This is a genomic window from Pseudonocardia sp. (genome assembly GCF_050250275.1).
GTDB lineage: Bacteria > Actinomycetota > Actinomycetes > Mycobacteriales > Pseudonocardiaceae > Pseudonocardia.
Window position 1 is genome coordinate 1 of record NZ_JBFWOY010000035.1, and the last position, 21620, is coordinate 21620.

Annotated in this window: 16 protein-coding genes and 3 pseudogenes; 12 read left to right on the forward strand and 7 right to left on the reverse strand. The window is 73.3% G+C overall.

Translation table 11 applies throughout. From position 1 onward, the window contains the following. Positions 1-157 (reverse strand): annotated as a pseudogene (locus tag AB7F12_RS26065) (diaminobutyrate--2-oxoglutarate transaminase); the annotation flags it as partial. 733 nt (positions 158-890) lie between these two features. Here AB7F12_RS26065 and AB7F12_RS26070 point away from each other — a divergent pair. After that, positions 891-1175 carry an ANTAR domain-containing response regulator gene (locus AB7F12_RS26070; protein WP_428497538.1) on the forward strand — a complete coding sequence of 95 codons (285 nt, stop codon included), beginning with the start codon at positions 891-893 and terminating at the stop codon, positions 1173-1175. A 753-nt stretch (positions 1176-1928) separates the two neighbouring features. Here the strand turns inward: AB7F12_RS26070 and AB7F12_RS26075 are convergent. Next, the gene (locus AB7F12_RS26075; protein WP_428497539.1) at positions 1929-2459 is read right to left on the reverse strand and encodes a DUF6886 family protein; all 531 of its coding nucleotides are present in this window, start codon (positions 2457-2459) and stop codon (positions 1929-1931) included. A gap of 560 nt (positions 2460-3019) precedes the next feature. On the opposite strand from AB7F12_RS26075, the pseudogene AB7F12_RS26080 reads away from it, so the two are divergent. Continuing rightward, positions 3020-3382: pseudogene (locus AB7F12_RS26080) on the forward strand (class I SAM-dependent methyltransferase); the annotation flags it as partial. 141 nt (positions 3383-3523) lie between these two features. Here AB7F12_RS26080 and AB7F12_RS26085 read toward each other — a convergent pair. Further along, positions 3524-3847, reverse strand: a pseudogene (locus AB7F12_RS26085) (DUF6879 family protein); the annotation flags it as partial. 834 nt (positions 3848-4681) lie between these two features. On the opposite strand from AB7F12_RS26085, the gene AB7F12_RS26090 reads away from it, so the two are divergent. Next, positions 4682-6124, forward strand: coding sequence for an FAD-binding oxidoreductase (locus AB7F12_RS26090; protein ID WP_428497540.1), 1443 nt, complete (start codon positions 4682-4684; stop codon positions 6122-6124). A gap of 208 nt (positions 6125-6332) precedes the next feature. Here the strand turns inward: AB7F12_RS26090 and AB7F12_RS26095 are convergent, their stop codons facing one another. Continuing rightward, positions 6333-7058, reverse strand: coding sequence for a hypothetical protein (locus AB7F12_RS26095; RefSeq protein ID WP_428497541.1), 726 nt, complete (start codon positions 7056-7058; stop codon positions 6333-6335). A gap of 284 nt (positions 7059-7342) precedes the next feature. After that, positions 7343-8962, reverse strand: a complete 1620-nt coding sequence (locus AB7F12_RS26100) for an AMP-binding protein (RefSeq protein WP_428497542.1) — start codon at positions 8960-8962, stop codon at positions 7343-7345. A 109-nt stretch (positions 8963-9071) separates the two neighbouring features. On the opposite strand from AB7F12_RS26100, the gene AB7F12_RS26105 reads away from it, so the two are divergent. The 4 genes from AB7F12_RS26105 to AB7F12_RS26120 all read left to right on the forward strand — a co-directional run bounded on the left by AB7F12_RS26105 (position 9072) and on the right by AB7F12_RS26120 (position 13041). Further along, entirely contained in the window at positions 9072-10001 is a 930-nt protein-coding gene (locus AB7F12_RS26105) for a thiamine pyrophosphate-dependent dehydrogenase E1 component subunit alpha (protein WP_428497543.1), read from the forward strand. Further along, positions 9998-10975 (forward strand): alpha-ketoacid dehydrogenase subunit beta, encoded by a 978-nt coding sequence (locus AB7F12_RS26110; protein WP_428497544.1) that lies wholly within the window; start codon positions 9998-10000, stop codon positions 10973-10975. Before AB7F12_RS26105 ends, AB7F12_RS26110 begins: the two co-directional genes overlap by 4 nt. Next, the gene (locus AB7F12_RS26115) at positions 10972-11736 is read left to right on the forward strand and encodes an SDR family NAD(P)-dependent oxidoreductase (RefSeq protein ID WP_428497545.1); all 765 of its coding nucleotides are present in this window, start codon (positions 10972-10974) and stop codon (positions 11734-11736) included. The genes AB7F12_RS26110 and AB7F12_RS26115 overlap by 4 nt, the downstream gene beginning before the upstream one ends. A 654-nt stretch (positions 11737-12390) precedes the next feature. Next, entirely contained in the window at positions 12391-13041 is a 651-nt protein-coding gene (locus AB7F12_RS26120; RefSeq protein WP_428497546.1) for a class I SAM-dependent methyltransferase, read from the forward strand. 14 nt (positions 13042-13055) lie between these two features. Here the strand turns inward: AB7F12_RS26120 and AB7F12_RS26125 are convergent, their stop codons facing one another. Further along, positions 13056-15836, reverse strand: coding sequence for an FAD-binding and (Fe-S)-binding domain-containing protein (locus AB7F12_RS26125; RefSeq protein WP_428497547.1), 2781 nt, complete (start codon positions 15834-15836; stop codon positions 13056-13058). A gap of 313 nt (positions 15837-16149) precedes the next feature. On the opposite strand from AB7F12_RS26125, the gene AB7F12_RS26130 reads away from it, so the two are divergent. The 5 genes from AB7F12_RS26130 (at position 16150) to AB7F12_RS26150 (ending at position 20897) form a co-directional block, all read left to right on the forward strand. Beyond that, positions 16150-17727 carry an alpha/beta hydrolase gene (locus AB7F12_RS26130; protein WP_428497548.1) on the forward strand — a complete coding sequence of 526 codons (1578 nt, stop codon included), beginning with the start codon at positions 16150-16152 and terminating at the stop codon, positions 17725-17727. A gap of 297 nt (positions 17728-18024) precedes the next feature. Next, a complete protein-coding gene (locus AB7F12_RS26135) occupies positions 18025-18711 on the forward strand; it encodes a hypothetical protein (protein WP_428497549.1) in 687 nt (228 codons plus the stop codon). A 3-nt stretch (positions 18712-18714) separates the two neighbouring features. Continuing rightward, positions 18715-19122 (forward strand): hypothetical protein, encoded by a 408-nt coding sequence (locus AB7F12_RS26140; RefSeq protein ID WP_428497550.1) that lies wholly within the window; start codon positions 18715-18717, stop codon positions 19120-19122. A gap of 229 nt (positions 19123-19351) precedes the next feature. Beyond that, entirely contained in the window at positions 19352-20056 is a 705-nt protein-coding gene (locus AB7F12_RS26145) for a maleylpyruvate isomerase family mycothiol-dependent enzyme (RefSeq protein ID WP_428497551.1), read from the forward strand. A gap of 160 nt (positions 20057-20216) precedes the next feature. Continuing rightward, the gene (locus tag AB7F12_RS26150) at positions 20217-20897 is read left to right on the forward strand and encodes a RibD family protein (protein WP_428497552.1); all 681 of its coding nucleotides are present in this window, start codon (positions 20217-20219) and stop codon (positions 20895-20897) included. Here the strand turns inward: AB7F12_RS26150 and AB7F12_RS26155 are convergent. Next, positions 20788-21537 carry a CDP-alcohol phosphatidyltransferase family protein gene (locus tag AB7F12_RS26155; protein ID WP_428497553.1) on the reverse strand — a complete coding sequence of 250 codons (750 nt, stop codon included), beginning with the start codon at positions 21535-21537 and terminating at the stop codon, positions 20788-20790. The genes AB7F12_RS26150 and AB7F12_RS26155 overlap by 110 nt on opposite strands. Positions 21538-21620 lie beyond the last annotated feature (83 nt).

A 21620-nucleotide genomic window follows, 5' to 3' on the forward strand; every position in this document is an offset into this window, starting at 1 on the left:
CGTAGTTGAGCGCGCCGGCGCCGGCGAAGAAGTCGAGGTAGCTGTTGCCGTCGACGTCGGTGAGGCGGCTGCCGCGGGCGGTGTCGAACACGACCGGCCAGTTGCGGCAGTAGCTGCGGACCTCTGACTCCAGCTCACCGAAGACGGCCGGGGTCATTGGGGGGTGAGTAACGGCTCCGATCACGCACCCATCCTCGTAGGCACACGGTTCTTCGAACCTTTCGGTCACCTGACGACTATTTCGGTGAAACTGACGGGTTCCTGACGAAGTCGGCGCTCGTCTATCGATCGGCGACGAGCTCGGGTAGACCTGGCGCCGGTGGTCGGCGGGGCCAGCACTTCCCGGGAAGTACCCTCAGCAGTTGCCGGTTGGTCAGCCCGCGGCAATTGGGGAGCGCGAACCGCGGCAGCCACGGCGCCGTTCCCACGACGGCGCCGACGCAGCGGCGCAGGACGTCCGCTGCAGGCTCCGCCGACCACCGCCAGGTCCCATCCCGTGCCCGAGTCAGCACCGGTTGGATTCGGTCCGGACCCCGACGACCAGGATCTGTGGCGATGTGCTGGCCGAGATGGCCCGGGTCGCGGTGGCAGTGCCACGGGGCGTCTTCGGCTGGATCGTCCCGGTCGTCCCACCAGCGGAACTCGCAAGCTCCGCAGCGCCCCTGGAACGGATCGGGATCACCTGGGCGTACCACCGCTAGGGGATCGTCTGGGACGGCGAACTCTCGATCGTTCGGCTCCTGTGCCGACACTGTTGCCTCCTCCGGCGCATCTCAACGTGCCCGCGCGGATGGCTGTGAGACCCGCGGGGGATGGACCCGCGGCGTCTGGTCGGGCGCTGGGCAACCGACCACTCGTTTGCCGGATGCGCCGTTCGGGAACCCGTGACGATGACGACCCAGGAAACGCGGTCGTGTACGAGCGAACTCGCGCAGACTGTCGAGGATCTGACGCGGGCGCTCGCCACTCGGCCGGTGATCGACCAGGCGATCGGCATCTTGATGCAGCGCAATCACTGCTCCGCCGACGCGGGCTTCGATCTACTGAGACAGCAGTCGCAGAATCAGAACAGGAAACTACGCGAGGTTGCCACCGAGCTGGTGCGAGAGGTCGGCAAGGTCGAACCCACCCCGCCGGTATTCGTGCTTCATGCTCGGTCGAGTACCGACGCCTAGGTGGCTGGTCCCGGGGGAGCGGGCCACGCAGGCGGGCTGTCACGCAGGCGGGCTGCAATGATTCCGGCCCTTTCCATCGCGGTCCTGCTGCGTGGGCGACAGATGACCTCGACCCGCGCTGGGCTCTGACTCTTCACCTTTCGCGTCAGACAGGCCAGCGCCTGCGCCCCGTCGGTCGACAATGACTCCAACCACCTCGAAGACGCTCAGAAGCCGCAGGCTGACCGGGCCATACAGGAGCCACCCGCGCGCCGCAGTCGGGTCTGGCACACACTGTTCCGTGCCGTGCTGCGGTCCCGTCCAGTCGCAGTCCGGGGTCGTCGCGTGGCTGGCACCGACCGGTGGACTCAGGTGTGCCCGCTGGTGCAGGAAGATCGCAAGGACGGCGGGCGAGCGGCGGTGAGGATCTCTGAAGCCGGTTCTGCCGTTCTACGGTTCCTGAGTCGGGCTCGCCCAGGTAGCCGCGCCACGACACCGGCCCTGCAAGTGCGTCCCGACCCGGCGGGCGCCGGCTCGGTCCTGCAGAAACGGCCTGCGAACAGCTCCACCACTGCGTCCGACGAGGCCACCCGCCCGCCAACATCAACCCCGCGGTGACCACCACAGCCCGACCGGCCTCAGTCTTCTCGCGACACGCCACAACTGCCGTGCAGTACGAGCAGTCAACGCGCCGCCGCCGGTTCGCGGGCCGGCCACGCCGGCCCCGCGGTCGGAGGGGCGCCCATCTGACGAGCTGCGAGCTCCGCCGTAACGCTACGTCTGCGCGTTCCCGAGCCGGATCCCACCGAACTCCAACGTGCTGGCCGTGACCGCTGCCCAGAATGCGCCCAGTCGGGGCAGCACGCGGAGTTGGATGCCGGCGGCCTCGTGTAGCTGCAGGAGGTCGCCGACCTTCTCCGGCGGTCCGAGCGGGCGAACAGGCTCGGTAGCGACGAACGCGTGGGGTTCAGGCTCTCCGAACGGCTCAAAGGCATCGGCGGGCAGCCGGTAGGCGAACAGGTCGACGGACTGGATACGAGACAGCCAGTCGTACTCCACGGCGTGGACGCGTGGCCCCGAGCCGGGACCGAGGATGAAATCAGCATCAGCCTTCGTCGTGCGCGACGACGTCCACGCCATCGCCCGGGGGCACTGACGGGGGAACCAGTAGCTGGGAGCCTGGTTCGCGTCCACGGCCCATACGTACGCGTCCTTCTGCCGGGCGGTTCTGGCGACATGGGGCTCGAACACGGCGATGGTGGGGTCCTCGGAAAAATGCAGAACCTGGCCGGGGTCGGGTCGCATCCAGACATTCTCCACTCGGTACGTCCACGTCGGCCGCGACCTCCTTGGGCGGCTGGGACGTCGAGTGCCTCCGACGGTCGGGGCTTCGCCTGAACCCCAGCGCCACCGGAGATCAGGGGAGGTGCGACGGGGTCGACCGACATCCGACCATCCGATAGCAAGCACTCGCATCCCAGCCACACGGCCGGCCCTGGTTCCCGCTGGTGCGTCCTCGATGACCATGCAGGCAGAGGGCGACACCCAAGGCGGTGCGACGCAAGCAAGTAGCCTTGGGAGGTCCGGCTTGCCCGACGAGACCGAGCTCAGATCCGCACGTAGGCCGCCAGTGGCGTCGACGCGCTCGACGATCGGGTGCCGCAGGTAGGTAGAGCTAGGCCGCGGCCCGCCATACAGGCCGCACGCGACGAGTCCCTGCGATATGAGCGGTGCTTGCTCGGACCGGTACGCGGCGATCTGTTCGTCGATCTCCCAGCGCGTGGTCCTTGCTGAGCAGCTTGATTGGCCGAGCCAGCGCAGTGAGTAGATGATCCGCGGCTGATGATTTCAGGCAGGATGGTGCGATGGCAGGCTCGGATCGACGTGGCCTCGGCCAGGTGTTCGACGACGTGCCAGAGCTCTATGACCGGGTCCGTCCGGGATACCCCGACGAGCTGTTCGCAGACCTCGCCACCATCGCCGGCATCGACGGGAATGCGTCCGTGCTCGAGGTGGGCTGCGGTACCGGCCAGGCGACCCGCTCGCTGGCGGCGCTCGGTTGCGCGGTCACCGCCGTCGAGCCCGGCGCAGGAATGGCCGCACTCGCCCGTCGACGGACTGCCACCTTCGGCAACGTCGATGTCGAGTTGTCGACGTTCGAGGAGTGGGACGACCGCGGCCGCCGTTTCGACGTAGTTGTGGCTGCCTCGGCGTGGCACTGGGTCGACCCGACGGTCGGCTGGCAGCGCGCCCACGACCTGCTCCATCCCGGAGGCCGGATCGCTTTGCTCGGCAATGTTGTCGTTCGCCAGCCGGGAATGCCCGAGGTGTACGCCGAGACCGCCGATCTTGTCTCCATGCTCGGCGCGGTGACTCAGGTCGAGCACGCGGATCTGCTCGCCGGCCTCGACGAGGTAGGTGTAGCCCCACTCGCATTCGTAGCGCTGATAGTCGGAGAGCGGGGCCCGCAGCACGTTCACCCGCCGCGAGACGAGGCCGGCGCGGGCCTCCTCACGGACATGCTCGAGCCACTCGGCCTTGCCGGGAGCGGCGGGATTGCTCTCTCCGCGCAGGAAGCGACGGAGGTCCTCGCCGTCGGACTCGACGTTGTAGCGCTCTCGGGTTTCGAGGCGGAAGAGGTCCCGTGTGAAGTGCTGGTCGATGAACTCGCCCAGCTGGTCCTCGTTCATCATGCGGCCAGTACCTCCGGGAGCATCTCGTGTGCTGCGCGGACGACGACTTCGTGTTCTGGGACGCGGAGGAACGCCAGGACGGCCGCATCTGTCACGCGCTCGCCGCGCGTGCACAGCGCCCACGAACGCCGGCGTCGCAGCACCAGCAGGCCGCTGAACACAGCTCCGCGGCGGTGAACAGCCCGGTCATCGTCAGACCGACGTCAGCCAACTTCTCGGCGCCGCCCTCCTCGATCGACAACGCACAAGACGTGATCGACAACGGCCCCCGCCCCGCACATCCGTTGTCGAGATCGCCACCTGCCCACCGGAGGTGACGACGTCCTCCACGACCAAGACCCGTCGACCCTCGATCTCGGCACCCTCGGAGGCGCCGCGTCCCATACGACTTCGCAGCCTTCCGGACGAACGCGACAGGAAGCCCGGTGGACAGAGCCGAGCGCGGTGGCTATCGGTACCCCGCCCAGCTCCAGACCCGCCGATACCTCAGCCCCCGCAGGCACCCGGTCAGCTGCCTCAGCTGCGATCGCCCGCAGGAGCACCGGGTCCGACTCGAAGCGGCACCTGTCGAGGTACTCCGTCGCGGTCCTGCCTGATCAGGGCCGGAGCATGCCCGTCAGATGCGGCGATGTCCCGGGCCGGTCACCGCACACCACCCCGTAGTGCCGTCGTCCGGCGCAGCGCGCCGCAAACCGGGCCGATCGGCCCGTTCGGCCCGGTGCCGGGAACGCTAGCCTGGCCCGCCCACGGCCGTGCCTGCATACAGCCGCTCGCTTCCGCGATCGGCACGTCACGCGGCCGCCCACGGGGGCGGCCGGGGTTGAGAGGTGCGCCATGACCGTCACGCTCCTGCGGGCCGACGGTGCCCGCGAGCACCTGTCCGACGACGTTCTCGACGAGCTCGACGCCGCCCTGCGCGGGACCGTCGTGCTCGGCGGCACCGACCCGGGTGCGCCCGAGCCGTGCCCGGAGTGGAACGCCATGTACGGCGACCCCGCCGCGCTGACGGCGCGGTGCACCGGGACCGCGGACGTCGTCGAGGCGGTGGGCTTCGCCCGCGAGCGGGGGCTGTTGGTCGGCGTCCGCGCGGGCGGCCACTCCGTCGCGGGGCTGTCGAGCATCCCCGACGGCCTGCTGATCGACCTGTCGGCGATGCGCGGAGTGATGGTCGACCCGGACCGCAGGCTGGCGAGGGTGCAGGGTGGGGCGCTCCTCGGCGACGTCGACCGGGAGACCCAGGCCTTCGGACTGGCGACACCGCTCGGGCGGGTGTCCGAGACCGGGGTCGCCGGGTTGACGCTGGGCGGCGGCTACGGCCACCTCAACGCGAAGTACGGGCTGTCCTGCGACAACCTCGTCGAGGCACAGGTGGTCTGTGCCGACGGCAGCGTGCGGACCGCGTCCGAGACCGACGACGCCGACCTGTTCTGGGCGATCCGCGGCGGCGGCGGCAACTTCGGCGTCGTCACCTCCTTCACGTTCCGGTTGCACCCGGTCGGCCCGATCGTCGCGTTCGCCGGCGTCATGTACCCCCTGGAGGACCTCGGCACGGTCGAGCGCAGCTGGCGCGAGTACGCCGCCGCCGCACCGGACGAGGTCACCACCTTCGTCGTGACGATGACCTTCCCGGCGGCCCCCGGCATGCCCGAGGTCATCCACGACCGGCCCGTCGCGATCGTCGCCGCGGTCCACTGCGGACCCGACCCGGACGAGGGGATGCGGGTGCTGCAGCCACTGCGCGAGCTGGGCACACCGTTGTTCGACCTGTCCCAGCCGATGCCGTACTCGGTCGTCCAGGCCTCGTTCGACCCCTTCTTCCCCCGGGGCGCGCTGCGGGCCTACTGGAAGTCCCAGTACCTCGACGAGCTCTCCGACGACGCGATCGACACCCTCGCCCGGCGCGCGGCGGATCGGCCCGGTCCGATCACCCTGGTCAACACGTTCCGGCTGGGCGGCGCCGTGCACGCCGTGGACCCGGAGGCCACCGCGTTCGCCGAACGGACCTCGCCGTGGATGGTCTCGTTCGACACGATGTGGAGCGACCCGGAGCAGGACGAGGACGCGATCGCGTGGGGCCGGTCGGCCTGGGAGGAGATGACGAAGTACGGCAACGGGCGGGTGTTCCTGAACTTCACCGGTAGGCAGGACGAGCCCCTGCAGGCCGGCACCGACACCGCGTTCGGCCGCAACCTGCATCGCCTCGGCCGGATCAAGGCCGACCTCGACCCCGACAACGTCTTCCAGATGAACAACAACATCATCCCGACCCCCGGCTGACGACGCCGCACCCCCGCGGCCGGCCACTGGGCGCGGGTGCGGACGAGGTCGAGCCCACCGGCTGTGCTCGTGGCCGGTGGTCCGCTCCGGACCGTGAATGCTCAGCCGGTGCTCGGGCACCACCCGGTCACGGCATCACTCGCGGTACCTGGCGGTGCAGCGCGAGGCCTGCGCCGAGGGACCCGGCAGGCTCACGAGGGTGGGGCGGTCACGGATCGGTGCGGGTCCGTAGGTGGGCGGCGACGGTGCGGGCCTTCGCCGCCGCCTGCTCGTGGTCGGCCCGGTCGCTGGGGTCGGCCGCGGCCGCCAGGTGCTCCTCCAGCAGCGCCTCGCGCTCGACCAGGCCGAGCAGCTGCGCGGGTGGCGACGACCCGTCGTGCAGCGTGGCGAGCCGGCGCCGCAGCGCGGCGAGGTGCAGCAACTCGTGGTGCGGGTCCATCCGCCCGAGGGCGTCGGACAACGGCCGGTCACCGGTGTCCGGGTCGGTGGGTTCACGGTGGCGGACGACCCAGCCGTCGAGCTCGGCGATGGTGGCCTCGACGGGGGCGGGCACGTCGTCGGGGTCGTCGTCGACGCGGGGGACGGCGGCCTGCTCCATCGCGGCGTCCCACCGCTGCACCAGGGGCTCCCAGTGGGCGCGGGCCCGCTCGGGCTCCTCCCCGGTCGCCGCGGCGACGCCCGCCCAGGTCGTCCCGTCGGCACGTTCGGCAGCGACCGCCAGCGCGAGGGCGCGGGCGGCGAGCCCGTGCAGCCGGCGTGCGTCGGCGACGAGGGTCCCCTCGTAGGAGTCCCGGACGGACCCGGCCGGGATCAGGGACCTCGCGACGTCGGAGACCTCCCGCACCGCGACCGCGAAGGCGAGCTCCGCGGCGCCACGGGTGGTGAGCGGCGCGCCGTCGACGGGCTCGGGCCAGACATCGGGCACCTCGGTCATGGCTCGACGCTAGTCGCCCGGGTGGCCTTCGGGGTGATCCCGCGGAGTTCGACCGCGCAGCGGTCGCCGCCGCCGGACGGTCGACAGGGGGCGGGGCCGGACCCGGCGGGTGCGCTCAGCACGTCCGGGTCCACTCCGGGTGCCACTCCGCCGAGCCGACGCGCGGTTGCCGGGGTGGGTCGATGGGAGCCGCTCGGAGGACGTCCCTCGGACCGTGGCCGGTCGCGGCGTGCCGTAGACGCGTCGGCGCGGAGGACGACCCGGTCGGCTCCGGCGAGGCCTGGTCAGTCCGCGGGGTCCGGGGCGATCCGGCGGTCGGCGACCGCGGTGCGGGTGGGGACGTCGGGAGAGTCCGGGTCCGACAGTGCGGTGCGGGCGCGTTCGGTGAGGTCGAGCTTCGCCACCTTGTTCGTGGCTGTGCGGGGCAGGTCGGGCACCAGCGCGAGGTAGGACGGGACCATGTAGCGGGGCAGGACGTCGTGGGCGTGGGCCTCGACGTCGGCAGCAGTCAGCGTCGTGCCCGGGCGGGGGACCACGAAGGCGAAGATCTCCTCCTCGGAGATGTGCGCTGGGACCGGGACGGCGGCGACCTCGGCGATGTCGGGGTGCCCGGCGAGCAGGTCCTCGACGACCGTCGCCGGGATGTTCTCCCCGCGCCGGCGGATGACGTCCTTGCGGCGGCCGCGGTAGTGCAGCCAGCCGTCGGGCCCGATGTCGCCGAGGTCGCCGGTGTGGAACCAGAGGTTGCGCCAGGCGTCGACGGTCTCCTGCGGTTTCCCGAGGTAGCCCTGGAAGGTGGTGAACGGGGCGCGGGGGCGCAGGGTGATCTCGCCGGTCTGGCCTGCGGGCAGGGGCAGGTCGTCGTCGCCGACGATCCGCACCTCGGTGTACGGGAGGACGGGGCCGGTGGCGCCGGGGCGGTCGTAGCCCTCGCCGGGCCGGGTCATCGACGACGGCAGCCACTCGGTCTGGGCGTAGCAGGTGGCGAAGTCGAGGCCGAAGCGCGCGGCGAGCTCGACGGCGTCGGGCGGCAGGGGCGCGACGAACATGGTGCGGACGGTGTGCGCGCGTTCGGCGGGGTGCGGCGGCCGGGACGCCAGGATGCGGACCATGCTGCCCATGGCGTTGACCTCGGTGGCGCCGAGGTCGGCGAGGTCGTCCCAGAACGTCGTCGCGGAGAAGTGCGGCCCGAGGGCGAGGGAGGCGCCGCTGACCAGCGCCCCGGACAGCGAGTAGGCGGTCGCGTTGATGTGGAACAGCGGCAGGCACGTGTAGAGACGGTCGTCGGGGCCGAGGCCGAGGCGGTCGGCGAAGATCGCGCCGCACGTGATGACCTGGGCGTGCGTCACGGCGGTGGCCTTGGGCATGCCGGTGCTGCCGGAGGTGTAGAGCACGACGAAGGTGTCGGAGAACGACGCGGCGCCGGGGTCGAGCGGGACCGGATCGGAGCCGCCCAGCTCGCCGAGGTCGTCGGCGCCCGAGGGCAGGACGATCGCGGGCGGCCCGTCGGTACCGGCGGCGGCGCGGAACGCGGGCGCGCGGTCCTGGTCGACGACGCCGAGGACGCATCCGGAGTCGGCGACGAAGTAGCGCAGCACCTCACCGGACGCGTCGGGGTTGAGCGCCACGGGGGTCGCGCGCAGGTGGGCGAGGGCGAGCAGGAGCCAGACGTGGCGCGGGGACGTCGGCATCATGATCGCGACGCGTGAGCCCTGGCCGATGCCGCGGGCGGTGAACGCGGCGGCGAGCGTCGCGACGATCCGGTCGGTCTCGGCGTGGGACCAGGCCCGTTCGCGGGTGACGACGAACGGGCGGGCGGGGTCGAGCGCGGCGGACCGGGCGAGCATGCGCGGCACGGTGCGCTCGGTGAGGGGGACTCCGGCGGGGTCGGGGGCACCGCTCACGGGCTCGCTCCTGTCGCCGTTGCCGTCGGAAGTCGGTTCAGGCTAGCGTACGAGTCGACCGACTGGTCGGTCGGTTTCGGGAGCCCCGGACTGCAGCGAGAGAGCGACGATGCCCGACGACGTGACGTCCCCACCGCCCGCGGACCTCTACCGGCAGCTGCTGCTGTGCCGTCGATTCGAGGAGGTCGTCGCCGAGCAGTACCGCGAGGGCCACGTCCCCGGCCCGCTGCACCTCGCGCTCGGCCAGGAGGCCACGGCCGTCGGCGTGTGCGCCGCGCTGCGCCGCACCGACGTCGTCACCTCCACCCACCGTGGCCACCACCACTGCCTGGCCAAGGGTGCCGACGTCGACCGCATGATGGCCGAGCTGCTGGGTCGGCGGACCGGGTACTCGGCCGGTCGGAACGGGTCGATGCACATCGCCGACCCGGACGTCGGTCTGCTGGGCACCAACGGGATCGTCGGCGGCGGGCTGCCGATCGCGACCGGCGCCGCGTTCGGGCTGCAGGTCCAGGGCCGCGACGACGTCGCCGTCTGCTTCTTCGGCGAGGGCGCCACGGCCACCGGCAACTTCGGCGAGGCCCTCAACCTCGCCGCGCTGTGGGCCCTGCCCGTCGTGTTCGTGTGCGAGAACAACCGGTTCGCCGAGCTCACCCCGTCGTCGACGCACGTCGCGGGCGAGGTGTGGCAGCGCGCTGCGGCCTACGGGTTCCCGGGGGTGCGGGTCGACGGCAGCGACGTCCACGCCGTCGCCGCCGCCTCCCGCGCCGCCGTCGACCGGGCGCGCGCCGGCGACGGGCCGACCCTGATCGAGGTCATGACCTACCGGCTGTCGGGCCACTACGTCGGCGACCCCGCGACGTACCGCGACGAGGCCGAGGCCCAGGCCTGGCGTGACCGCGACGCCGTGGCCCGCGCCCGCGCCGCGCTCGCCGAACCCGACGCCGCCGCGATCGACGCCGAGATCGAGGCGCTGATCTCCGGTGCCGTCGATCGCGCCCTGGCGGCACCCGCCGCGGACCCGGAGGTGCTGGGATGACCACCCGTCCACTCAAGTTCTGGCAGGGCGTCAACCAGGCCCTGCACCAGGAGATGGAACGCGACGAGAAGGTCGTGCTCGTCGGCGAGGACGTCGGCGGCCCGGGCGGGCCCTACGGCGTCACGCGCAACCTGCGTGCGACGTTCGGGCCGGACCGGGTGCGCGACACCCCGATCAGCGAGGCCACCATCGCCGGGCTCGGCATCGGCGCCGCGGCCGTGGGGCTGCGGCCCGTCGTCGAGCTGATGTTCTTCGACTTCTGCATGCTGGCGATGGACCAGATCGTCAACCAGGCCGCGAAGTACCGGTACTTCACCGGCCGCCCCCTGCCGCTGACGATCCGCACCATGAGCGGCTCCGGCGGCTCCTACGGCGCCCAGCACTGCCAGAGCTTCGAGGCCTGGTTCGGCGCCGTCCCGGGGCTGACCGTCGTCATGCCGTCGAACGCGCGCGACGCGAAGGGCCTGCTCAAGAGCGCGATCCGCAGTGACGACCCCACCCTCGTCATCGAGACGTTCGGCCTGCTCACCGCGCGCCGCGACACCCCCGTCGACGAGGACTTCCTCGTCCCGCTCGGCGTCGCCGAGACCCGCCGGGCCGGCGACGATGTCACGGTCGTCGCCACCGGCCGCATGGTCGACCGGTCGCTGGAGGCCGCCGAGCGGGCCGCCGCCGACGGCGTCTCCGTCGAGGTGATCGACCCCCGCACCATCGCCCCGCTCGACCGGGCCGCGATCGTGGAGTCGGTGTCGCGCACCGGCAGGCTCGTCGTCGTCCAGGAGGCCCCGGCGCCGTTCAGCGTCGCCGCCGAGGTGTGCGCGCTCGCCGTCGAGGAGTGTTTCGACCGGCTGCGCGCCGCGCCGGTCCGGCTGTGCGCGGAGTTCGCCAACGTGCCGACGCCGCAGGAGCTCGTCGAGGCCCGGGTGCCGGGGGTCGACGCCATCCATGCCGCCTTGCTGAAGGTGAACGCATGACCGTACAGGAGCTCACCGGTCGGGTCGCCGTCGTCACCGGGGGAGCGGGCGGGTTCGGGCGCGAGATCGCGCCGCTGCTGGCGTCGGCCGGGGCGAAGGTCGCAGTGTGGGACGTCGACGAGGCCGGCGCGCGTGAGGTCGCCGCCGGGATCGGGGAGGCCGCGCTCGGTGTCGGGGTGGACATCGCCGACCCGGCCGCCGTCACCGCTGCCGCGGCCCGCACCGCCGATGCGCTCGGCGTCGTGGACGTGCTGGTCAACAACGCCGCGGTCGTCGACGCCGTCGATCCGTGGGACGTCACCGACGACAGCTGGACCCGCACCATGGCCGTCAACGCCAACGGCGCGTTCTGGTGTGTCCGCGCCGTGCTCCCGGGGATGCGGGCCAAGCGGTACGGGAAGATCGTGAACATCGGGTCGCTCGCCGCGCAGTCGGGGCGGCCGGCGTCCAACCCGGCCTACGCGGCGTCGAAGGGCGCGATCCTCGGGCTCACGGTGTCGTTGGCGCGCACCCTCGGCGAGTACGGAATCTGCGTCAACGCGGTCAACCCCGGCTTCATCCGCACCGCCATCCACGACGCGTTCTCCGACGACCAGATCGCGACGCTCACCGCCGACATCCCGTTGCACCGCAACGGCGAGCGTGGCGCCCACGGCCGCCCGCGCGACATCGCCGAGGCCGTGCTGTTCCTGGCCTCGCCGCGGTCGGACTACGTCAGCGGGGAGTTCCTCAACGTCAACGGGGCGTCCCGCACGGGGTGAGCGTGGTGCGACGCAGTTCCCGGCCCGGCCCGGCCCGGCCCGGCCCGGCGCGGCGGGGTGGGTCGGCGCGGCGCACGGGGTGGGTCGGCGCGGCGCACGGCGGGGCGCGTCGGCACGGGATGGGGCCGTCCGTCTCGGGCGTCGCTCGACCCGGGACGGGCCGTCTTGATAGCGACATGACGTTTTCGCGATCCTCGGGTGCGAGATGTCGCGGGAGCGTCATCTCGTCGGTCGAACTGCAACGCGGCCCGAGGCGCGGGGCGCCCGCCTGATCCGGGAGCTCCCCGCGCCAGTTGTAGGCGCGTACGGCCCTGCGAAGAGTCGACGTATCCGAGACATCCCGCGACCGAAGATCGAGAAAGCGTCAACTCGTTCGCGAACCCCTGCACCGAGCGAGGCGACGCGCCGGCCCCGATGTGCCAGAGCTTCAGACCAGAGCAATGCGTGCCCCGACCGAGCGAGCGAGGGGCCTGATGTGCGGCGACCTGACGCTGCTGCCGCATCGAGCTCGCGTCTGTCTCGGAAACGTCACCCCGTCGACGACGTCGCCGGTCCCTCGCCGAGACGGCCGCCCGTGGGGACGGGCGATGCGGTGCTGTCGTCGACCGTGACCCCGTGATGAACTGACGCCCCGGACCACGACGAGGGGCTGCGATGGGCGACCCGACGACCGACCGGCCGCGGCGCTGGTTCAGCAAGGTCTACGCGTCGACGAGCGTGCGCCTGGACGACGCGGGGATGGGCGCGCTGCGCGACGAGCTGCTGGCGCCGCTGGCGGGGGCGGTCGTCGAGATCGGGTGCGGCAACGGGCGGAACTTCGCCCGGTACCCGGCGACGGTGACGTCGGTGGTGGCGGTCGAGCCCGAACCACACCTTCGGGCACTCGCCGCGGCGGCCGCGACCCGCGCGCCGGTCCCCGTCGAGGTGCACGCGGGTGTGGCGGAACGGCTCCCGTTGGCCGACGGCACCGTCGACGCCGCGGTGCTGTGCCTGGTCGCGTGCTCGCTGCCGGACCGGGCGGGCGCGTTCCGCGAGCCGCGCCGCGTGCTGCGGTCGGGTGGGACCGTGCGGTTCCTGGAGCACACCGTCGCCGACACCCCGGGGCTGCGGCGGGTCCAGCGGATCGCCGACGCGACGATCTGGCCGTTGGTCGCGGGCGGCTGTCACACGGCCACCGACCCGATCGGCGACCTGCGGGCCGCCGGGTTCACCGTCGACGAGCCGCGCCGGCTGCGGTTCCCCGACATCCGGATCACACAGCCGTCGACGCCGCACGCTCTCGGCACGGCCCACTCGCCGGACTGACGTCCGGTTCGCGGTCAGGCGTCCGTCGCCCGCTCCCGGAGGAGCTGGGCCAGGTGTAGGGCCGGGCGACCGCGGAGGTCGGCGAGCTGGGTGCGGCAGGAGAAGCCGTCGGCGAGGACGATCGCGTCGGGGTGTGCGTCGACGGCGGGCAGCAGGTTCTGTCCGGCGATCGCGACGGAGACGTCGTAGTGCCCGCGGGTCATCCCGAAGTCCCCGGCGAGCCCGCAGCAGCCGGCGACGGTGTGGACGGTCGCCCCGGTGCGTTCGAGCAGGGCCTGGTCGGCCGACCACGTCATGATCGCCCGGTGGTGGCAGTGGGGCTGGGCGACGACCTCGATCCCGCTCAGGTCGGGTGGTGTCCACTGTGGATGGTCAGTGAGGAACTCGGCGAGCGTGGACGTGTGGGCGGCGACGGCGCGGGCGTCGTCGGTGCCGAGGAGGTCGACGGCGTCGCGGCGCAGGGCGGCGGTGCACGACGGTTCGAGGCCGATGATCGGGATGCCGGCGTCGGCGGCGCGGCGCAACGTGGTCACGGTGCGGCGCAGGATGCGGCGGGCGGCGTCGAGCTGGCCGGTGGTGATCCAGGTCAGTCCGCAGCAGACACCGGCGCCGGTGGGCCGTGCCGCGACGCCCGCGGCGGCGAGCACGGCGAGTGCCGCGTCGGCGACGTCCGGGGCGAACGCGTCGGTGAAGCTGTCGACGAAGAGCACGGCGGGAGTGCCGCTGGCCGGCGAGAAGGGCTTGCGGCGGAACGGTGTCGGCGCGAACGGCGGCACGGAGCGGCGCGGGTCGACCCCGGCGAGGCGCGCGGCCAGGCGGGTCCCCGCGAGCCTGTTCACCGGCCCCGCGACCCGGCCTGCCAGCCGCGCCCACTGCGGGAGCCGGCCCAGTGTGTAGTGCGCGAGCGGCCGGGGCCGGCGCCGGTAGGCGTGGTGGAGGACCTCGGCCTTGTAGGTCGGCATGTCGATGCCGGTCGGGCACTCCGACGTGCAGCCCTTGCACGACAGGCACAGGTCGAGGGCGTCGTGCACCTCGGGCGCGCGCCAGTCGGTGCGCTCGCCGCGGACGAGCTCCTGCAGGACCCGGGCGCGGCCACGGGTGGAGTCGCGTTCGTCGCGGGTGGCCAGATAGGACGGACACATGACACCACCGGCGGCCGAGTTGTCGGCCCGGCACTTGCCGACCCCGGTGCAGCGGTGCACGGCGGCGGCGAGGTCACCGTGGTCGTGGGGCAGGGCGAACCCGCCCGGCCGGTACACGGGAAAGGTGCCGGCGACACGAACGGCGGCGTCGACGGGATCGGGGTCGACGAGGACCCCGGGGTTGAGCAGGCCGTCCGGGTCGAAGGCGCCCTTGACCCGGGCGAACAGGTCGAGCGCCGCGGGGGTGTACACGGCGGGGAGCAGGGCGCTGCGGGCGCGGCCGTCGCCGTGCTCGCCCGACAGCGTCCCGCCGTGGGCGGCGACGAGCGCGGCGGCGTCGGTGAGGAACGCGCGGAACCGGTCGGTGCCGTCGGGGCGGTCGAAGGGGAAGTCGAGCCGCACGTGGACGCAGCCCTCGCCGAAGTGGCCGTAGGGGGCGCAGCTCAGGCCGTGCGCGGCGACGAGCTCGTCGAACCCCGCCAGGTAGGCACCCAGCGACGACGGCGGGACGGCGGCGTCCTCCCACCCCGCCCAGCCCGGCCGCCCCGACGGCGCCACCCCGGCCAGGCCCGCGCCGTCCTCACGGATCCGCCACAGCCGTGCGGCGACGGCCGGGTCGTCGACGACCCGCGCGGCCACCCCGAGCCCGGCCCCGGCGAGCGCGGTGGCCCGGTCGAGGACCGCGGCGCGGTCGTCGCCCGCGAACTCGACGAACAGCCACGCCCCACCGCGCGGTAGGTCGGGAACCCGTTGTGGCCCATGGCGTTCCCGGACGACGTCGACGATCCGCGAGTCGAGCCCCTCACAGGAGCTCGGTCCGTGCGTGACGACCTCCGGGCCGGCGGTCGCGGCGGCGACGATGTCGTCGAAACCGAGCACGACGAGCACCCGGTGCGCCCGGTCCTCGACCAGGCGCACGGTCGCCTCCGTGACGACCGCGAGCGTGCCCTCCGAGCCGACGAGGGCCTGGGTGAGGTCGAAGCGCTCGGGCAGCAGGTGCTGCACGGCGTAGCCGGAGACCTGGCGGCCGAACCGGTCGAACTCGGTGCGGGCCACCGCGAGGCGGTCGGCCATGACGGCGTGCAACCGGGCGGTCAGCGCCTCGGCACCGGTGGGCGACGGGCCGGTCCGGAACCGGTTGCCGTCGCCGAGCAGCGCGTCGAGGCCGAGGACGTTGTCGGAGGTCCGTCCGTGGGCGAGGCTGCGCGACCCGCAGGAGTTGTTGCCGATCATCCCGCCGATCGTGCAGCGCGTGTGGGTGGACGGGTCGGGCCCGAACCGCAGCCCGACGGCGGTGGCGGCCTGCTGCAGGGTCGCGTGCACGGTGCCGGGCTGGACCGTCGCCGTGCGGGCGTCGGCGTCGAGCGCGACGACGCGGTTCATGTGCCGGGAGAAGTCGACGACGACGCCCGGCCCGATCGCGTTGCCCGCCACCGACGTCCCGGCCCCACGGGCGGTCAGCGGCGTCCCGGACGCGCGGCACACCGCCAGGACCGCCTCGACGTCGGCGGCCTCCCGCGGGTGCACGACGGCGAGCGGCGGGATGCGGTAGAGCGACGCGTCGGAGGAGTACCAGGCGCGGGTGCCGGCGTCGGCGGCCGTGGGGACCCCGGTGCGGCGCAGGGCCTCGACGACGTCGCCGTGCGTCGACATGTGGTGACCTCCGGCGGGCAGGCAGGCGGCGGTGGCGCGCGCCGACAACGACAGTAGGCGCGTGCCCGGCGACGCGCCCACCGGTGCCCGCGCCGCCCCGCGGACGCCGACGACCGCGGCCACCGGCGGGCCGGCGCAGCAGGCCACCGCGGGGTGAGCCCTATCCGGACCGTCGGGTTCACCCGTCCGGTCCGGGTGCGTGCTCCCTCGAAACCGCCCGCCCCGGTCCGCATCCTCGACACCGTGCGCCGCTCGCCGGCCCGTCCATCGGCGGACCGTCGTCCCAGCGGCCGACGGGGGAGGACCGACCAGGATGACGATCTCACCACGCCGCGCGGCTCTGGCCGCGCTGGCAGCAGCCGCGAGCGTGGCGCTCGCGTCGTGCACGGTGCCGACCGCGGGGGTCGCGATGGCGGCGACCACCTCGGGGGACGCGCCGCCCGTGCTCGACCGCTACTACACGCAGGTGCTCGACTGGGGCCCGTGCACGCCCTTCGCGGGCAACGACGCGGAACGCACCGCGTTCGCCGCGCCCGGCCTCGACTGCGCGACGCTCACCGTCCCGCTCGACTACTCCGAGCCCGACGGGCGCGTCGCGAAGGTCGCGGTCCTGCGCCATCGCACGACCGCGACGGCCCGACGGGTCGGCTCGCTCGTCGTGAACCCCGGCGGCCCGGGCGGGTCCGGGATGGCGCTGGCCGCCCAGTTCGGCGCGGCGCAGCAGGACGGCCCGTTCGATGTCGTCGGGTTCGACCCGCGCGGTGTCGGCGCCAGCACACCGGCGATCGACTGCATGACCGACCGCGAGATCGACGAGCAACGTGCCGAGACCGACGTCGACGTCTCGCCCGCGGCCGTCGCACGCCTGGACGAGGAGAACCGCCGCGACGCGGCGCGGTGCGTCGAACGTTCCGGTGGTGCCGACGTCATCGCCCACTCCGGCACCCGCGACGTCGCCCGCGACATGGACGTCCTGCGCGCCGCGCTCGGTGAGCAGAAGCTGACCTACCTCGGCTACTCCTACGGCACCCGCATCGGCGCCGACTACGCGGAGCTGTTCCCGGGCAACGTCCGGGCCATGGTGCTCGACGGCGCCATCGACCCGACGCAGTCGGCGTCCGACGGGGCCGTCGCCCAGATGGAGGGTTTCCAGAAGGCCTTCGAGACCTACGCCGCGAACTGCGCGACGGCACGCGGCTGCCCGCTGCCCGGGGATCCCGCCGGCGCGACCGCGGCCTACCAGGAGCTCGTCCGGCCGCTGCTCGAGAAGCCGGTGCCGGTACGCGGCAGCGACCGCGCGCTGTCCTACAGCGACGCCGTCACGGCGACCATCGCCGCGCTGTACAACCCGGGCGCCTGGCCGAAGCTGACCGCCGGCCTCACCGAGCTGAAGGCCGGCGACGGTACGACGCTGATGACCCTGGCCGACGCCTACTACGGCCGCACCGACCAGGGCGCCTACGGCAACTCGCAGGAGGCGCTGATGGTGGTCAACTGCGCCGACGGGGCGCGCAACGAGGACCCCGAGGCGACTGCGGAGACCGCGCGCAGGATCAACGAGATCGCACCGCTCCAGGACTCCGGCATCGAGGTCCCGGCCACCCTGAACGTCTGCTCCTACCTGCCGGTGGAACCGACGACCCCGCACCTGCCGAAGGTCGACGGGCTCCCGCGGACGCTCGTGATCTCCACGACGGGCGACCCGTCCACGCCCTACCAGGCCGGGGTCTCGCTCGCGAAGGCACTCGACGCGCGCCTGCTGACCTTCGAGGGGACCCAGCACACGATCGCGCTGCAGGGCAACACGTGCGTCGACACCGTCGTCGGCAACTACCTCATCGGCCTCGACCTGCCGCCCGCCGACGTGCGCTGCACGCCCGGTACCAGCTGAGAGGTGACGTCGTCCCCGGTACGGACACCGTTCGTCCGTACCGGGGACGACGTCTGTCCGGGTCACGGCGTTGCGACTCGGTGTGTCGGCCGTCGAGATGGCATGGTTCGGGGTGATCGCACCCGGCGGGTCCCGGAATCGTCCCGTCCGTGCCGATCCGATCGAGCCGCAACCGGTGGTCCGACGTGAGATGCGTCGGGTGCGAGGATGATGTGGGTCGTGGTGTGATCTGCTGTGCCACAGCGAAGGGTGGTCCCCAGGGGCACCCGCCAACACATACATCGAAGGAGGACACCAGTGGCCGACGACGCGACCGGATCGTCCGCCGTCCTGTCGATCCAGGGCGAGCAGCAGCAGGAGACCGGACGGGTCCGCGCGTCCGACGAGGACGTCGACCTCTACGTCGACGGGGTCTCGGACGAGGTGCTGGCGTGCCGCGAGCGCGGCCGCCACCTGTTCCCGACGATCAGGCAGGCGGGGATCCATTTCAACGGTGTGGACCGCGACGGGATGCTCCTGCGTCGCCTGGTCTGCACCTGCTGCCTGCTGGCGGTGAAGGTCGAGAAGTGGGAGGGCGTCCGCGCGGGGGGTCGCACCCGGTTCCGCCGGGTCGCATCGAACCTCGAGTACCGCACCGGCAACGACGGCGAGGTCTACCTCGCGCCGAGTGGCCGCGGGCACATGACGCCGCGCCAGATCGGCGACTCGGTGGCGTCGAAGGCGCTCGCCGGGCAGACGCTGACCGCGCTGCGCAAGGCCGCCACGAAGGCTGCGGCCGAGGCGGCCGCGGAGAAGGCGGCGGCCGACAAGGCGGCAGCGGAGAAGGCGGCGACCAGAGCGGCGGGCCGCACAGCCGCGAAGCCCGCCGCGAAGACCGCCGCAAAGACCCCGGCGAGGGCCGCCGCGAAGGCCCCGGCCAAGTCGGGCGCCGCCGCAGGCAAGGCGCGCACGACCCGCGCCCGCAGTACGAAGGGAACCAGCTGATCCATGGGTATCCGGGAGATCCGTTACTGCGACATCAGCGGTACGGAGGACGAAGTCGAGACCCACGAGCTCAACATCGACCAGATGCACATCCGCATCGATCTCGCGGGACCCGAGTACCAGAAGCTGTTGGACCTCCTCGGGCCCTACCTCGAGGCCGGGACGATCGAGGCGTCGATCCCGGGCTACGGCGGCCGCCGCGCCGTCCACACCAGCACCGGCCTCACCGTCGAGGAGCGCGCCCAGCTGCGCGAATGGGCGGAGGCGCGGGGCATCGAGGTGCCCTCGAACAACCGCTTCAAGCGCACGCTGGTCGACCAGTGGCGTGACGAGATGGAGGGCGGCGGTTCCGGCCGGGCGCGCGACGGGGACGACCCCGACGACGACCCCGAGGACGACGCCGAGGACTGATCCCGGGTACCGACCCGTGGCACCGGCCCCGGCTCCCGCGCCGACGATGGCGGGAGCCGGGGCCGTTCCGTTCCGCGGGAGCCGGCCTTCGAGGCCGCCGACGGGCCGCTGCCCGGCGCAGGCCGGGCCGGCGGGCACGTCGACCGGTCGTGATGTGATGTCGACACGATCGACACGACGGTGCTGCGCGTCGACAGCGCCCAGTGCCCGGGCGAGGGGGAGTACAGGCATGACCGATCGGAACGACGTCACGGTGACACTGGCCTGGATGCGTGCCGGGGAGGCGCGGTTCGCCGCGCTCGTCGCCGACCTCCCCGACTCCGCACTGGGTGAACCCTGCGCGCTGGCCGGCTGGACCCGGGCGCACCTCGTCGGGCACGTCGCGCGCAACGCCGAGGCGCTGACCCGGCTGGCGACGTGGGCGCGCACGGGCGTCGAGACCCCGATGTACTCCGGTCCCGACCAGCGCGACGCCGACATCGAGGAAGCCGCCGGCCACCCACCCGCGCGGCTGCGCGCCGACCTGGCGGCGACCACCGCCACCCTCGACGACGCGCTCGCCGCGCTGGGCGACGCCGACTGGACGGCGCAGGTCCGCAGCGCGCAGGGACGCGACATCCCCGCCACCGACGTGCCGTGGATGCGCGTGCGCGAGGTGTGGCTGCACGCCGTCGACCTCGACGCCGGCGCGTCCGTCGCCGACCTGCCCGCCGGCGTCGTCGACGCGATGATCGCCGACGTCGCCGGGATGCTGTCGGGCAGGCAGGGTTGCCCGTCGGCGGTGCTGGCGCCCACCGACCGGTCGGCGACCTGGTCGCTCGGACCGGCGGCACCGGACGCACCGACGATCGCCGCCCCCGCGGCCGCGCTCGCCGGCTGGTTGACCGGACGAGCGCCCCTGCCCGGCGCACCCGCCCTGCCGCGCTGGCTCTGACGAACGCCAGGATCGGCCAGGTCGAGACGGTGGGTGTGCCCTGCGGGGTGACGTCGTCGGCAGCGGTGACGGCGACCCCGGGACCTTGCGTGAACCGCGGCGCGGCCGCGGCCGTCGGGGAGAGGTGGGTTTCGACCGGTTCCTGTGCTCTGCTGAGACGATGAGGCGACCGCACGTCCTGCTCTCGGCCGCGGTGTCGCTGGACGGCTGCATCGACGACCTCGGTCGTGAACGCCTGATCCTCTCCAACGACGCCGACCTCGACCGGATCGACGAGATCCGCGCCTCGGTCGACGCGATCCTGGTGGGCGCCAACACGATCCGCTGCGACGACCCGCGCCTGCTCGTGCGCTCCCACACCCGCCGCGCCGCCCGGGTCGCGACCGGCAGGCCGCCGTCGCCGGTCAAGGTGACGCTCACCCGCACCGGCAAGATCGCCCCCGACTCCCGGTTCCTCACCACGGGCGAGGGGGAGCGGATCGTCTACGCGCCGACCTCGGCGGTCGCGGACGTGCGCGACCGGATCGGACCGGCGGCGACCGTCGCCGGTGCCGGGGACCCGCTCGACGTCGCGACCCTGCTCGCCGACCTGCGGCGGCGCGGCGTCCGGACGCTGATGGTCGAGGGCGGCTCCGAGGTGCACACCCTGTTCCTGGTGTCCGGCCTGGTCGACGAGCTGCACCTGGTGTTCGCACCGTTCCTCGTCGGGCAGCCGGGAGCGCCGCGGTTGGTCAACGCCGCGGCGTTCCCGCAGGGTCCGGGGAACCGGATGCGGCTGGTCGAGACCCGGCCGATCGGCGACGTCGTGCTGCTGCGCTACGTGCCCCGTTCAGATACCTGACGTCGCGCCCGAACGACCAGCTCAGCGCACCGAGCGCGGTGCCGACGAGCACCGTCGCCGCGGCTGCGGGCAGCAGGGCGGCCGATGCGACGACCAGCACGATCCCCTGTGCGGCGGCGACGACCTTCGCGCCGCTCGTCGGCGGCACGGTCCCGCGCAGCCACGGCACCAGCGCGGTGGCGACGACGAACGCGTACCGCATCGCCCCGATCGCGACCACCCACCAGCCCAGCAGGCCAGCGACGTGCACGGACAACACGGCGATCAGCCAGGCGTCGGTCTCCATGTCGAACCGCGCGCCGAACGCCGACGCAGACCCGGTCCGGCGCGCGACCCGGCCGTCGACCGCGTCGAGCACGAGCGCGACCGACGCGACGACCACGAGCACGGCCACGGGCGCCACACGGCCCGCGACCCCGTCGGCGACCAGCGCCGTCACGGCGCCGCCCAGCACCGCGCGGAGCGCGGTGACCCGGTCGGCGGGCCGCCGCCCCTCCGCGCGCTCGCCCCGGGCGAGCAGCGCCGTGAGCACGACGGCGTGCACGGCCCCCACGACCCAGCCGGCCGGCCCGAGGCCCACGGTCGCGGCGAGCACGCCGAGCAGCGCGAGCTCGCCCCCCAGCACCGTCGTCGCGATCATGGGTCCCTTCCGTTCGGTCTCCGGTCCTCCCGACGGGCGCGAGGCCCGCCCGGTTCAACCCCTACCGCACGCGGGCCCCGTCC